The 14,203-nt window shown below is 72.6% G+C and carries 13 protein-coding genes; 5 read left to right on the top strand and 8 right to left on the bottom strand.

Annotated features, from left to right (window positions below):
* Positions 1 to 180: 180 nt before the first annotated feature.
* The 7 genes from JMF97_RS06120 to JMF97_RS06150 form a co-directional block, all read right to left on the bottom strand.
* Entirely contained in the window at positions 181 to 606 is a 426-nt protein-coding gene (locus JMF97_RS06120; protein ID WP_203220616.1) for a hypothetical protein, read from the bottom strand.
* Positions 607 to 609: 3 nt separating this feature from the next.
* A complete protein-coding gene (locus JMF97_RS06125; protein ID WP_203220617.1) occupies positions 610 to 1,203 on the bottom strand; it encodes a GNAT family N-acetyltransferase in 594 nt (197 codons plus the stop codon).
* Positions 1,204 to 1,316: 113 nt separating this feature from the next.
* On the bottom strand, positions 1,317 to 1,685 hold the full coding sequence (locus JMF97_RS06130; RefSeq protein WP_307816788.1) for a DUF2203 domain-containing protein: 369 nt from the start codon (positions 1,683 to 1,685) through the stop codon (positions 1,317 to 1,319).
* A gap of 126 nt (positions 1,686 to 1,811) precedes the next feature.
* Positions 1,812 to 2,630 (bottom strand): pyrroline-5-carboxylate reductase, encoded by an 819-nt coding sequence (gene proC / locus JMF97_RS06135; protein ID WP_043721554.1) that lies wholly within the window; start codon positions 2,628 to 2,630, stop codon positions 1,812 to 1,814.
* 69 nt (positions 2,631 to 2,699) lie between these two features.
* Positions 2,700 to 3,728, bottom strand: a complete 1,029-nt coding sequence (locus JMF97_RS06140) for a 6-phosphofructokinase (protein ID WP_013735133.1) — start codon at positions 3,726 to 3,728, stop codon at positions 2,700 to 2,702.
* A 147-nt stretch (positions 3,729 to 3,875) separates the two neighbouring features.
* Positions 3,876 to 4,406: a pyridoxamine 5'-phosphate oxidase family protein gene (locus JMF97_RS06145; RefSeq protein ID WP_203220618.1), complete on the bottom strand. Its 531-nt coding sequence runs from the start codon at positions 4,404 to 4,406 to the stop codon at positions 3,876 to 3,878.
* An 81-nt stretch (positions 4,407 to 4,487) separates the two neighbouring features.
* Positions 4,488 to 4,985 carry a polyadenylate-specific 3'-exoribonuclease AS gene (locus JMF97_RS06150; RefSeq protein WP_203220619.1) on the bottom strand — a complete coding sequence of 166 codons (498 nt, stop codon included), beginning with the start codon at positions 4,983 to 4,985 and terminating at the stop codon, positions 4,488 to 4,490.
* Between the two features lie 259 nt (positions 4,986 to 5,244).
* Here JMF97_RS06150 and JMF97_RS06155 point away from each other — a divergent pair, with 259 nt between their 5' ends.
* A complete protein-coding gene (locus JMF97_RS06155) occupies positions 5,245 to 5,937 on the top strand; it encodes a Crp/Fnr family transcriptional regulator (RefSeq protein WP_013735136.1) in 693 nt (230 codons plus the stop codon).
* Between the two features lie 88 nt (positions 5,938 to 6,025).
* Here the strand turns inward: JMF97_RS06155 and JMF97_RS06160 are convergent, their stop codons facing one another.
* Positions 6,026 to 6,223, bottom strand: coding sequence for a hypothetical protein (locus JMF97_RS06160; RefSeq protein WP_162097625.1), 198 nt, complete (start codon positions 6,221 to 6,223; stop codon positions 6,026 to 6,028).
* Between the two features lie 177 nt (positions 6,224 to 6,400).
* Here JMF97_RS06160 and JMF97_RS06165 point away from each other — a divergent pair, with 177 nt between their 5' ends.
* The 4 genes from JMF97_RS06165 (at position 6,401) to JMF97_RS06180 (ending at position 14,155) form a co-directional block, all read left to right on the top strand.
* Positions 6,401 to 10,021, top strand: coding sequence for an ATP-binding protein (locus JMF97_RS06165; protein ID WP_203220620.1), 3,621 nt, complete (start codon positions 6,401 to 6,403; stop codon positions 10,019 to 10,021).
* 64 nt (positions 10,022 to 10,085) lie between these two features.
* On the top strand, positions 10,086 to 11,507 hold the full coding sequence (locus JMF97_RS06170; RefSeq protein ID WP_238358791.1) for a serine hydrolase domain-containing protein: 1,422 nt from the start codon (positions 10,086 to 10,088) through the stop codon (positions 11,505 to 11,507).
* 208 nt (positions 11,508 to 11,715) lie between these two features.
* The gene (locus JMF97_RS06175; protein WP_203220622.1) at positions 11,716 to 12,564 is read left to right on the top strand and encodes a DUF308 domain-containing protein; all 849 of its coding nucleotides are present in this window, start codon (positions 11,716 to 11,718) and stop codon (positions 12,562 to 12,564) included.
* A 178-nt stretch (positions 12,565 to 12,742) separates the two neighbouring features.
* On the top strand, positions 12,743 to 14,155 hold the full coding sequence (locus JMF97_RS06180; RefSeq protein ID WP_203220623.1) for an alpha,alpha-trehalose-phosphate synthase (UDP-forming): 1,413 nt from the start codon (positions 12,743 to 12,745) through the stop codon (positions 14,153 to 14,155).
* Positions 14,156 to 14,203: the final 48 nt, after the last annotated feature.

Below are 14,203 nucleotides of genomic sequence, written 5' to 3' on the forward strand. Positions count from 1 at the left end.
CGGCGAGCGGGTCGGTTTCTCCGCCGACCCGCCCGCCCGGCCCGCGTCACGCGCCGGCGAATCCCCTGCACGTCACGCGGCAGGCAGGCTCCGCGCGTGTCACGCGGCAGGCGGATCCTGTGCGCGTCAGGGGGCAGGCGGACTCCGCGCGTGTCACACGGTAGGCGGACTCCACGCGTGTCACGCGACGGCGGGGTCCGTGTGCGGGGCGGCGGTGGAGCGATCGTCGGCCGCCGGCGGGGCGGTGTCCCGCGCCTCGCGGTCCGTGGCGGCGCGCAGCCCGTACCAGCCGATCGCGGCGACCAGGGCCACCTGGAGCAGGGCCACCTGGAGCAGGTAGTCGACGATGACGACCGCGCGGCCGAACTGCGCCAGCGGGACCGCGGTGCGGTGGCCCGACCGACCGAGCCGGGCAGCCACGACGATGCTGACCGTCGCCGCCGCGGCCAGGGCGACAGCGCCGACCGGATCGCTCGCGTAGCCGCCGTGGCCGGCCGCCCCCAGGGCAGCGAGCGCGACCACACTCGCCCCCGCCGTGCTCGCGGCGACGACGGGCAGAACCTGTCGGGCCGGTGCAGGTCGGAGGAGAGCCGTCGGGCGCGCCATACCCTACTGTTCTAGTCGCTCGCCGCCATCCGTACCGCGCGGCGCACCGGCGCGGTGGGCGCGCCACTCCGGGGCCAGCAGCGACCAGATCTCCAGGTCGGACCGCCCGTCCGGGCCCGCAACCACCTCACGCAGTACGCCGTCGCGACGCATGCCGAGCCGACGGGCCACCGCGATGCTGCGGACGTTGCCGCTGAGGACACGCCACTCGACCCGGTGCAGGCCGCGCTCGTCGACCGCCCAGTCGATGAGCCGGCTGACCGCGCGGGTCACCAGCCCGCGTCCCTCTGCGGCCGGCTCCAACCAGCAGCCCGCCTCGCAGACTCCCGTCCCGGCGTTCAGTGACACCAGCAGCACCCCACCGACAAGCGTCCCGTGGGACCAGATGCCCCAGATGCCGCCGTCGTCGCGGGCCCACCGGTCGGCGTAACGCTGCAGCACGAGCCGTGCCCCGTCGAGGTCGGTGGCCACGAAGGCCGGCGACACCCAGGGCGTCATGTTCTTGCGGGCCCGGTCCAGGTTGGCCAGGAACTCCTCCGCGTGCCACGGATTGAGCGGACGCAGCTCAGCATCGGCGGTCAACCGTACGGCAAACATTCAGTGCCCTCCCCCGTTGGTCAGCATGATCCACGCCCACCGTAGCGAGTGTCGCCATCGGATCGACGCGGCCTCCACACCGGACCCGGGCCCGGCGCGGAGATCAGGGGAGATCAGAGGGGGCGGCGACCGGCGAAGCCGCAGTCGGCGCGGTGGTACCAGCGCACGTCGGCGTCCCCTTCCAGCCAGCACCAGAGCACCTGCCGGCCCTCGCGCTCGCCGGGGAAGTCGAGCAGCACCGGCGCCACGCTCTTGATCTCGATGCCGTGCTGCCCGATCTCGTCGCAGATCGCGTGCAGGCGCGCTTCCAGCCCTTTGAGCTCGGGCCGTCCGCCGAGTGCGCTGAGCCCGTGGTTGGCCAGATCGACCTGCAGCTCGGTCAGGTCGGCGCGGACCCGGATCAGCTCGTCGATGCGCGGGTGCAGGGTGGCCACCAGGTGCCGGGCCTGGGCGAGAGTGAACACCGCGTCAGTATGCGTCACCGGGACCTGCCGGGAATACCAGCGCCCGGCATGATCGACTCCGTTTCGCCGATCTGGCGGCATCACCGGCCCGGGAATACCGCCACATCGGCGCAACGGAGTGGATCATCGGCTGGCCGAGGCCCTTCACTCGGCCTGGGCGGCCAGTTCGCGGGCCCGGTCGCGGGCCGCTTCCAGGGCGGCCAGCAGTGCCGCGCGTACGCCGTGGTTTTCCAGCTCGCGGACGGCGGAGATGGTGGTACCGGCGGGTGAGGTGACCGCCTCGCGCAGCTTCACCGGGTGTTCGCCGGAGTCGCGCAGCATCACCGCCGAGCCGATCGCGGTCTGCACGATCAGGTCGTGCGCCACCTGGCGGGGCAGGCCGAGCAGGATGCCGGCGTCGGTCATCGCCTCGACCAGCAGGTAGAAGTAGGCCGGGCCGGAACCGGACAGGGCGGTCACCGCGTCCTGCTGGCTCTCCGGCACCCGGATGGTGGAGCCGAGCGGCTTGAACATCTCCTCGGCCAGCGCCAGGTGCTCCCCGGTGGCGTGCGCACCGGCGGAGATGGCGGTCATCGCCTCGTCCACCAGGGCGGGGGTGTTGGTCATGACCCGTACGACCGGGGTGCCCTCGGGCAGTCGGCGGCTGAAGAAGCTGCTGGGCAGGCCGGCGCAGAGGGAGATGACCAGCTTGCCGCCGGGCACCTTCGGCCCGATCTCGTCCAGCAGTACCGCCGCGTCCTGCGGTTTGACCGACACGGCCAGCACGTCGGCCTCGTCGACCGCGGTGAGATTGTCCACCACCCGTACGCCGTAGCGGGCGGTCAACTCCTCGGCGCGGGCCGGGCGGCGGGCGGTGGCCAGCAGGCGGTCCACCGGCCAGCCCGAGCGCAGCAGCCCGGACAGCATCAACTCGCCGATCTTGCCCGCGCCGATCACCGCGACGGTGCGCACTCCGGCTGACACCTGACGTACCCCCTCTGGGAAGCGGCGTCGCGGCGGACCGGGCGGCCCGCCGCGACGCCGGAACCACGATCAGCTGCCGAAGAAGACCTCGGCCTCGGCGTAGCGCTCCAGCGGGACGGTCTTGAGCTCCCGGGTGGCGTCGGCGAGCGGGACGCGGACGATGTCCGTGCTCTGCATCGCGACCATCTTGCCCCAGTCGCCCTCGTGCGCGGCGTCGATGGCCTGCAGGCCGAGCCGGGTGGCCAGCACCCGGTCGAACGCGGTCGGGGTGCCGCCGCGCTGGATGTGCCCGAGCACGACGGTACGGGCCTCCTTGCCGGTCTTGGCCTCCAGCTGCTCGGCCAGCCACTGGCCGATGCCACCGAGCCGGACGTGGCCGAACGCGTCCAGTTCCTGGTTCTGCAGGACCATCTGGCCCTCCAGCGGCTGGGCGCCCTCGGCGACCACGACTATCGGCGCGTACTGGTGCTGGAAGCGCTTCTCGACGTAGCCGGCCACCTGCTCGACGTCGAAGGCCCGCTCCGGCAGCAGGATCACGTTGGCGCCGCCGGCCAGGCCGGCGTGCAGGGCGATCCAGCCGGCGTGCCGGCCCATCACCTCGACCACCAGGGTGCGGTGGTGGCTCTCGGCGGTGGTGTGCAGCCGGTCGATGGCCTCCATCGCGATGTTGACCGCGGTGTCGAAGCCGAAGGTGTAGTCGGTGGCGCCGAGGTCGTTGTCGATGGTCTTCGGCACACCGATGACGTGGACGCCCAGCTCGTGCAGCTTGGTGGCGACACCGAGGGTGTCCTCACCGCCGATGGCGATCAACGCGTCGACGCCCTGGGCGGCCAGGTTCTCCTTGATCCGCTCGACGCCGTTCTCGATCTTGAAGGGGTTGGTCCGCGAGGAGCCGAGGATGGTGCCGCCGCGCGGCAGGATCCCCCGGACCTCCGCGATGCCCAGCGGGCGGGACAGGCCCTCCAGCGGGCCCTTCCAACCGTCCCGGAAACCCACGAACTCATGGCCGTAGCTGGCGACGCCCTTACGGACCACCGCCCGGATGACCGCGTTGAGACCGGGGCAGTCGCCGCCGCCGGTGAGCACGCCGATACGCATGATCGCTCATCCTCCTGGGAGCATCTGGTCAAGCCCGATCAAGCCCCAGGATATGCGTCACGTCAGACCTTCGGCGCCGTTGCCGGCCCGGGGCGGGCCGTCACTGCGACTGTAGTCGCCGCTGGTCCGACCGGACACCGCGACCCGCTACCGCTCAGTAGCATGATCACGAGGTGCACCGGCCGCGACCGACGCACCACCCGGCGCAAACGCCGACGCACCAGGTGGCGCGGATCTGGCGCCGCCGAGCAGATCCTGTCGAGCGCCGGCGCGGTCCCAGCAGCGGGCAGCGGTGACGTGCACGGCGATCAGGGTCAGGCCGGGCGTGGCCGGCCCGTCCGGGAACCAGGTGGCCAGTTCCGGACGCCAGAGCCGCGCTGCCCGCGTCGGGTCGTGGTCGTCGCGCGCGGTGCCGGAGAGCGACACCAGGACCTGATCCTCCGGGTCGGCGAAGCTCACCTCGACCTCCGGGTTGACCCGCAGCTGACGCACCGTCGCCGACCGGGCGTACCCGAAGAACCACAGCTCGCCGTCGAACGCCGCCCGTTGCAGAAGCATCGGGCGGCCCACCAGCCGACCGTCGAGCGAGATGGTGGTGAGCGTGCAACTGCCCGCCGCCCGGATCAGCTCGGTGATCCGCTCCCGGGCCGCGCCGACGGCCGTCGCCTCGTCAGTCATGCTGGCGCTCGCTCATGGCGGTGCTCCCTCACGTCGACCCCCGCTAGGCCGAACCGGTGCCCGGGACGGAACCAGCCAAACCTACGATCCGGTCATCGCCCGCCACCGGGCCAGGTTGTGCCGGGCGTCGACCAGGGCGTCGTGCCGCGCCGCGTCGGCGTTCGGCAGCCGGGGGCGACCCCGGTCGTCCCACAGCTGCCGCAGGTCCTTGGTGAACCGGGGGATCTCCCGGGGCAGCGCCGGCATGGCACCCCAGAGCTGGGCCAGCGCCACGTGGTCGTACGCGGCGTACCAGGCCCACAGTTCCAACTCCTCGCCGTTGCCGGCGCGCAGCGGCTCGACGAGGAAGTCGTACAACTCGTCGCGGATGCGCTCGCGGGAACGCCAGGCCCGATCCGCCGGCGAGGGCAGCTTGTCCAGGACGTTGCGGCGGACCCAGGGCACGGCTCGGGACTCGTCGAACTCGGTGGAGACCGCGTAGAACTCGCGGCCGTACTCGTCGACCATGCCGATCGACACCAGTTCGACCGTGCGGCCGTCCTCGATGAATTCGCAGTCGTAGAAATAGCGGTAGACCATCCCCGCCATCCTCGCCGACGCCCGAACCGCGCTGACGAGCGGGGCGAGACACCGGGAGCGCTTCCACGCCACCCGCAACGGTGACATCGCAGCTGAAGCTGTCACACAAGCGACTTGAGGGGTGTACACCACGCGACCGGACCGTCATGATCTGATGTGTACCGCTACCGGACGCCGATCGGGTGTCAGTCCGCCTTGTCAGGGCCGCCAGGCTCACCCGGTGAGCGAGTTGGGTCCTTGACCGGGGAGGGGTGGGGCCGTGGAGATGCGCCTGCCAGAGCCGGGCGACGCTCTCACCGGTGTGGAGATGTTCGCCGGGCTGGAACCCGAGGTACGCCAGCGGGTGATCGCCGCCGCGGTGCCCCGGACGTATCGCAAGGGTCAGCTGCTGTTCGTGGAGAACGACCCGGGCGAGTCGCTGATCGTGCTGCGCAGGGGTGCGGTCGCGGTGTTCCGCACCGCGCCGACCGGCGAGCGGGCCGTGTTGTCGGTGATCCGACCACCGGACGTGCTCGGTGAGGTCTCCCTGCTGGACGCCTCCACCCGGTCCGCCTCGGCCGAGGCGATCGAGGACTGCACCGCCCTGGCCCTGTCCCGGGGCGCCTTCATGGAGCTGGTGCACTCGAACCCGCGCATCCTCGACGCGGTGATGCGGTCCCTCGGCGCGCTCATCCGCCGGCTGACCGAGCAGAACGCCGACCATGTCTTCCTCGACCTGCCCGGCCGGGTCGCCAAGACGTTGGTACGGCTCGCCGGCGAGAGCCAGGCTCCGATGATCACCATCGAGCTGAACCAGAGCCAGCTCGCGGAGATGGCCGGCGGTTCCCGGCAGAGCGTCAACCAGGCGATCGGCTCGTTCGCCAACCGGGGCTGGCTGCGTACCGAGGGCCGGCGGATCGTGGTCACCGACGTGCCGGCACTGCGCCGCCGCGCCGGCATGAGCGACCGCTGACCGGCCGCCGCGCGCACTGATCACCAAGCCGGAACACACGAAGGCGGCGTCGGGAACAGGTCCCGACGCCGCCCGTGTGTCAGCTCGGTCAGGGCTTGGTGCTCCCGGGCCCGGCCCAGTCGGTGCCGCCCGGCCCCGCCCAGTCCGTGCCGTCCTTGCCCTTGCCCGGCACCTCACCGACGATGCCCTGGGCCTGAAGCTGAGCGAGGGTCGCGGCGTCCACATCCACCGTGTCCCCCGCCAGGTGGGTGACGCCGTTACCGTCGGTCCAGTCGCTGCTCAACATGACGTACACCATGAGGCTGTCCCCCCTCTGATAACGATCAACGAATCGGTTGCCTGAATCTAGCCGTTGCGCCACGGAGCGCACTGCCCGGTGGAGTGTCCACAAGCCAACAGCCCGGTACCCGACACTGGGCTGGGCAGCGATACTCGGTCGTGCGCCCCGCGTCGGGGCTCACCAGTGGAGGGTGTCATCGCCACTCAGTGTGATCGCTGTGGACGCACCGCCGCCGACGGTGACCGCTTCTGCGGTGGCTGCGGCGCGGAGCTCGGTGCCGTCTGCCCGCACTGCCTGCGCCCACTCGCGCCCGACGTGGCGTTCTGCACCTCCTGCGGCGCGCCCCGGGCCGGCAACGATCGTGCCCCGGCGATCCCCCAGGAGGACCGCCGCCGGGTCAGCGTGCTCTTCGTCGACCTGATCGACTTCACCCCGTACGTCGAGCGGGCCGACCCGGAGCTGGTCCGGGGCATGCAGACCGGGTTCTTCTCCGCCGCCCGACGGGTGGTCGGCCAGTACGGCGGAGTGGTGGAGAAGTACATCGGCGACGCGGTGATGGCGCTGTTCGGCGCGCCGGTGGCCACCGAGACCGACGCGCTGCGGTGCGTCCGGGCCGGCCTGGAGCTGCAACGGGTGCTCACCCGCTTCACGCCCACCGGCACCGACGGGCTGCGGTTCCGGGTGGGGGTGGCCACCGGCGAGGCGCTTGTCGACGTGGCCGCCGCCCGCGACGGTGGGCAGGCGATCGTGGCCGGTGACGTGGTCAACACCGCCTCCCGGTTGCAGTCCGTGGCACCGCCGGGCGGGGTGCTGGTCGACGGCACCACCCACGCGCTGACCCGCGACACCATCCGCTACGAGGAGCAGCCGCCGGTCACCCTGCGCGGGCGCAGCGCACCGACCGAGGTGTGGCTGGCCCTGGCCGCGGTACGCCAGCAGCCCGCCGACCGGGAACCGGACGCCACCCCGCTGATCGACCGCGAACATGAGCTGGGCATGCTGGTCAACGCCCTGCACCGCAGTCTGCGCGACCGTCGACCCCAGGTGGTGACCGTCTTCGGACGGGCCGGTATCGGCAAGAGCCGGCTGGTCCGGGAGCTGCACCGGCACACCGACCGGCTGGTGGACGAGCCGTTGACCTGGCGGGTCGGACGCTGCCCGCCGTTCGGCGAGAACGTCACGTTCGCCGCGCTGGCCGACATCGTCAAGGCCGAGGCGGGCATCCTCGACACCGACCCGGCCGGCACCGCCGCGCAACGGCTCGCCGCGGCCGTCGGCGAACTGGTCGGCCCCGGCGAACGCGACCGGGTGGCCGACGCGCTGCGCCCGCTGGTCGGCCTGGCGGGCACCCCGCTGCCCGCCGAGGAGGCGGAGTCGGCGTGGCGGCGGTTCCTGCTGGCGCTGGCCGCCCGCCGCCCCACCGTGCTGGTCTTCGAGGATCTGCACTGGGCCGACGACGCGATGCTGCGCTTCGTGGAACTGCTCGGCGCGGCGGCCCGGGACGTGCCGCTGCTGCTGCTCTGCACCGCCCGGCCCGAGCTGGTCGACCGGGACCCGAGCTGGGCGGGGACGATCACCGGCTCGGTGACGATCACCCTGCCGCCGCTGCGCGACACCGGCATCGCCGCGTTGTACGCGCACATGTTCGGCCAGGCCGCCTTCTCCGCCGACCTGCTCACCCCGCTGATCGAGGTGGCCGGCGGCAACCCGCTCTACGCCCACGAGTACGTCCGGATGCTGATCGAGCAGGGCGCGTTGCGCCAGTCGGGGCGAGGCTGGTCGCTGGAGAAGCACCTCGACCTGCCGATGCCGGAGAGCGTGCACGCGGTCATCGCCAACCGGGTCGACCTGCTCGACGCGAAGGAACGTGCGGTGCTGCTGGCGGCGGCCGTGGTCGGGGTGCAGTTCTGGCCGGGCGCGGTGGCGGCGGCGGTCGGCCAGTCGGTCGAGGCGGTCGAGCGGGCCCTGCGCCGGCTGGAGCAGCGGGACTTCGTGCACGAGCAGGGTGCGTCCACCATGGCCGGTCAGCCGGAGTACCGGTTCCGGCACGTGCTGGTGCGCGACGTCTGCTACCAGCGGTTGCCGCGTACCGAGCGGGTGGCCCGGCACGAGCGCACGGCGGACTGGCTGGACACGCTGTCGCAGAGCCGGGACACCGACCTGGCCGAGGTGCTGGCTCATCATCGCTGGGCGGCACACGAGATCGCCCGGTCGCTGGGCATGGACACCACCCGGTACGCCGGCCCGGCACGGGCCGCGCTGCACCGGGCGGCCCGCCGGGCGTACGCCCTGCACGGGTTGGACGCCGCCGCCGGGCACGCGGGCCGGGCACTCGGGCTGGCCGACGACTCCGACCCGGTGGGCCGGCTCCAGCTGGAGCTGCTGAGCACGGAAATCTCGTTCTACCGCGACGGCAACGCGTTCCTCTCCGGTGGTGGGCCCGAGCAGGTGCAGACGCTGGCCGACCGGCTGCTGGCGCACGGCGACGAGGCGTGCGCGGCGCGGGCCTGGACGCTGCTCGGTCAGGCGGCGTGGCTGCGCGCCGACCGGCAGGCCGCGCTGGCCTGCCTGGACCACGCCGTACGGCTGTTCGAGCCGCTGCCGGACAGCGCCCAGAAGGCGGACGCCTACGCCGAGCTGGGTCGGCTGCACATGCTCAACTACGAGCGGGACGCGGCGGTGGCAGCCGCCGACACCGCGGCCGAGATCGGCGAGCGGCTCGGGTTGACCGAGATCCGCACCAACGCGCGGATCACCGCCGCCACCGCCCGCTACCAGGCCGGCGACCGCTCCGGCCTGGACGAGTTGTACGCCATCGTCGAGTTCAGCCGGGCCCGGCAGCTGCTGGCGCTGCCCAGAGCCACCCAGAACCTCGCGTACGCGGTGCGGGAGGAGGGCGACTGGCTGCGCTCCGACGCGCTGCTCTCGGCCGCCCCGGCCCGTACCGCGAGCGGGCAGACGCTGACCACCAGCTACTCGGGCGAGGCGATGCGGGCCTGGTTCGAGGGGGATTTCGGCCGGCTGCTCGCCGCCGCCGAGGCGTTCGTGGACACCCCGACCGGCAGCTGGGACATGCAGGTCCGTGGGCTGCGGTCGTGCCTGCTCGTGCTGCGTGGCCAGCCGGTGCCGCCGGCCGCCACGCCGCAGACGCAGCGGGCTGCCGGTGCCGCAGCCTCAGCGTCCGACGTCGCCGACCCCACACCGCTCTCGACGGGACAGCCCTCGCCGTCGTACGACGATGTGGCGGCCGCGCTGGACACCGCCCGGCGCAGCGGCTTCCATCGGCTGCACTGGACGATGCTGGCGATGGGCGCACTGTGCCGGGCGGTGCAGGGGCGCACCGCCGAGGCCGCCGCTCTGGTCGACGAGCTGGCCGAGGCGTGGACGAAGATCCCGGCGCTGGCCAGCGGCGAGTGGATCGCCGCAGTCGGTTGGGCGGCCACCCTCGCCGGTCGCCGGTCCGCCGCCCGGGTACGCGCCATGCTCGACCAGGTCGGTCACCGTACGCCCTGGTCGGAGGCGGCGTTGCGGACCGTGACGGCCGCCCTGGCCGGTGCCGATGGCGACCACCGGCACGCCGCCGAGCTGCACCTGGCCGCCGCCGAGATCTACGCCGGCATCCCCGACGTCACCGACCGCATGTTGTCGCTGACCTTCGCGATACGGGAGTTGACGGCGGGCGACGACCCGGCCGCGGCCGGCCCGCTGTCGAGCGAGCTACGCGCCTTCGCCCACCGCAATGCCGCACCGGGCCTGCTCGCCCTGGCCCACCCCCCGGTCGGCGCGCAGCCCCTCGCCAGCTGACCACGCCGCCCAGGCCTTGCCGAGGGGCTTTGTCGGACGATCCAGGCCTGTCATGATGCGGCGCATGTCTGTGCACCGTCGTACCGTGCTCGGGCTCGGCCTGGCCGCAGTCACCGCCGCCGTCGCCGGCTGCCGCCAGCCCGCGTCGCCGTCCACGCCGGACGCCGCTGCCGCCACCGGGTCCCCCACCGGCCCTGCCGCGACGCACCGTCCCCGCGCCGGGGCGTCGAGTGCGCCGCCCACGGCGACGCCCTCCTCGGCGGCCGGCGAGGCGCTCGGCGCGGCGCCGGGCAGCTCGGCCGAGGCGGCGGCCGACGGTAGCCTGAGCGGGCAGGCCGGCATCGGCACGCCGTCACCGCTGAGCCGGGCCCTGACGATGGAGCTGACCCGGCACCTGAAGCCCACGGCACAGAACCCGAACCACCCCGCGTACGCGGGCGCGGTGGCCTACGTGCAGGTCGACGGCAAGCTCGTCGCCCGGGCCGTGGTCGGCAAGGCGCTGCGCTACGGTGCCGGCCCGGTGCTACTGCCCGAGTCGAAGCAGGTCGCCATGCGCCACGACTCGATCTTCGACACCGCCTCGCTGACCAAGGTGTTCACCGCCATCCTGACCTTGCAGCAGGTCGACGCCGGCCGGATCGCCCTCGACGCCCCCGTGGTGGAGTATCTGCCCGGCTTCACCGGCGCCGGCAAGAGCAAGGTCACCGTCGGCATGCTGTTGGCGCACACCAGCGGGCTGCCGGTCGGTGCCAAGGTCACCGGTCTGCCCGACGACGCCGCCCGGCGGGCCGCCGTGCTGGCCACCCCGCTGATCAAGGGCGCCACCCCCGGCACGGTCTTCCGCTACTCCAGCGTCGGTCTCATGGTCGCCGCCCAACTCGTCGAGCACGTCACCGGCCAACGGCTCGACAAGGCGCTCAAGTCCGGCATCACCGGCCCGCTCGGTCTGCGCGACACCGGCTTCAACCCGAAGACCTGGCTCAGCAGCGCCGACCAGGCCGCCCGACTCGTCGCCACCGACGCCCGCTCCAGCCGGGGACTGCTGCGTGGCACCGTGCACGACGACGTCGCCAACCACCTGGGTGGGATCGCCGGGCACGCCGGCATCTTCTCCACCGCCGCCGACCTCACCGTCATCGGGCAGCTCCTGCTGGACGGCGGCACCTACCGCGGCACCCGGATCCTCTCTGCGGAGACCACCGCGAGGATGCTGACAAACGTCAACGTCGGCCTGCCCGCCGTCGACGCCGAACGTCCCGACCGCACCTCCGACCATGGTCTGGGGGTGGTGCTGCACCAGCCCTGGTTCATGGGCAAACTCGCCACCAGTCGCACCTTCGGACACACCGGCTTCACCGGCACCTCGCTTCTCGTGCACCCCGGCCGCCGGATCGTGCTCGTCCTGCTCACCAACCGCGCGCACCCCAACTGGAGCTGGGCCAACCCCGACCCGGTCCGGGTCGCCGTGGCGAACCTCTGCGCCTGACCGTCCCGCCGGATCGCCTGGCACGCGCCGCACAAAAGGACAAAGAGCCGCGTGTCGACCAGCGACGCGGGACGCGCCCGGGTACCCCACGCCACAAGGCACTCCCCGAACCCGGTCCGGACGTGTCACGATTCAGGGCACGGCGTGTGGGTGGCGCCCAGGGGCTGGACGCGGGGCGCGCCGGCGGCGCGATGAGGAGGATGGTCCGGTGTCAGCGGGTGGAGCCCGTCGGGGGCGGCGGGACAACGGGATCGACGCGAACGAGTACGCCGTGGCCGGCGACGTCGATCCGCGCGTCGGCGAGCACCTGCTCGACGTGCTGGCGGCCGGCGGCATCGCCGCCTACCTGCAACCGTCGGCGGATCTGAATCCGGTCACCCGCACCACCACCGTCCCGCCTCGGCCGGTCGACCGGCTCTACGTGGACCGCTCGCACCTGAGCACGGCCCGGGACTACCTCAACCAACTGTCCGACGAGGGCACCTCGGGGCGGGTCAACGAGGAACCGGACATCGACGCCGAATGGGCTCAGATCGTCGCCGGGTTCAACGCCTCCCCGGCCGCCGGGGCGCACCCGTGGCCGGCCGCGGAGGACGTGGACGAGCCGCCGGGTCGGGCGGGCACCACCACGACCGCGACCCTGCCGGGCCCGGACGAGCCGGCCGGGCCGACCGCGACCGGCGTACGCCGGTTGCCGTACGCGGCGGACATCTCCGGTGTCTCGGTGGGCCGTGGCCCACGCGACGGTGACGGCCCCTCCCTGCTGGACGGCCTGGACACCTTCGGCGCGGACCTGCCCGACGACCCGGACGCCGACGAGCGTTACGTGCCGCCCCCGCCCCCACCGCTGCCCCGGGTGTCGAAGTTCGCGGTGGCCGGCGTGCTCGCCGTACTGCTCGGGTTCGTGCTGTTCCTCTTCCCCGACCTGGTCCCTGCCGACCGGGGCGTGGTGACGCTGCTCGGTTTCACCGGCATCCTCGCCGGTTTCGTCACGCTCGTGTGGCGGCTGCGTCCCGGCGACGAGGAACGCGATCCCGACGACGGGGCGGTCGTCTGAGCCCGCCGAGTCGGTAGCCGCCCGGATACCGAGACGCAGACCGCCTACGCGGAGGGATGTAACAGTGGTGTAACTTACTGTCAGTAGGAATACCGACAGTACGTCACGTCACCCTCCGACTGCCCGGTTGTTCCTTTTTCTCGTGGCGGTCACTCCCCTGCTGATCGGAATGCCCGAGATGCGACAGAGCTCCCTCGTGGTGGTGGCCAACCGCCTCCCCATCAACGACAACGTGGCGCTCGATGGCGCCTGCGAGTGGCGACGCAGTCCTGGTGGCCTGGTGAGCGCCCTGCACCCCCTGTTGAGACACACCCCGGCGACCTGGGTCGGTTGGGCCGGCGGGACCGGTCCCGCGCCCACCCTGCCCGACGTCGACGGGGTACGCATGCACACCGTGCCGCTGAGCAGCGAAGACCTGCGCGATCACTACGAGGGCTTCGCGAACGCGACCCTCTGGCCGATCTACCACGACGCGGTGGAGCAACCCGAGCACCACCGGCGCTGGTGGGACGCGTACCAGCGGGTCAACCAGCGCTTCGCCGAGGCCACCGCCCAGGTCGCCGACAACGGCGCGGTGGTCTGGGTGCAGGACTACCACCTGCAACTGGTGCCGGGCCTGCTCCGTGCCCTGCGGCCCGACCTGCGCATCGGTTTCTTCCTGCACGTGCCGTTTCCGCCGCCGGAGCTGTTCATGCAGTTGCCGCGCCGCGCCGAACTGCTGCACGGGATGCTCGGCGCGGATCTGGTCGGCTTCCAGCGGGCCCAGGCCGCGCACAACTTCGCCCAACTGGTGACCAAGGTGCTCGGTCTGCCGGCCACCGACCGGCGGATCGCGGTCGAGGACCGGATCGTCCGCATCGGAGCGTTTCCGGTCTCCATCGACACCGCCGAGATGGCGGCGCTCGCCGGCCGACCCGAGGTGGTCGACCGGGCCCGCCGGCTGCGGCACGACCTCGGCAGCCCGGACCAGGTCATCCTCAGTGTCGACCGGATGGACTACACCAAGGGCATCGAGCAGCGGCTCAAGGCTTACAGCGAGTTGCTCGAAGGTGGACACGTCAAGGTCCGCGACACGGTCCTGGTGCAGGTGGCGGTGCCCAGCCGGGAACGGGTCGGTCAGTACCAGATCCTCCGCGACCGGGTCGAACGCGAGGTCGGACGGATCAACGGCGAGTTCGGCCGGGTGGGCGAGCCGGCGATCCACTACCTCACCCAGCCGTTCGACCGGACCGAACTGGCCGCGCTCTACCGGATCGCGGACGTGATGGCGGTGACCCCGCTGCGGGACGGGATGAACCTGGTCGCCAAGGAGTACGTGGCCGCCCGGGTGGACGACGCCGGCGCGTTGCTGCTCAGCGAGTTCGCCGGGGCCGCCGCCGAACTGTCGCAGGCGTACCTGGTCAACCCGCACGATCTGGAAGGGCTCAAGCAGGGGTTGCTCGCGGCGTTGCGCGCCGAGCCGGCCGACGTACGGGCACGGATGCAGGCCATGCGCGCGCACCTGCGGGAGCACGACATCCGCGCCTGGGCCCGCTCCTATCTGTCCACCCTGGACCAGACCGGGTTGCTGCTCACCCGGCTCGGCGGCTGAGCCGAGCCACCGGGCCGACCCGACCGCGTGGGTCGGCCCACCGCCCCG

It is taken from the genome of Micromonospora fiedleri, assembly GCF_016774385.1.
In the GTDB taxonomy this organism is placed as follows: domain Bacteria; phylum Actinomycetota; class Actinomycetes; order Mycobacteriales; family Micromonosporaceae; genus Micromonospora; species Micromonospora gifhornensis.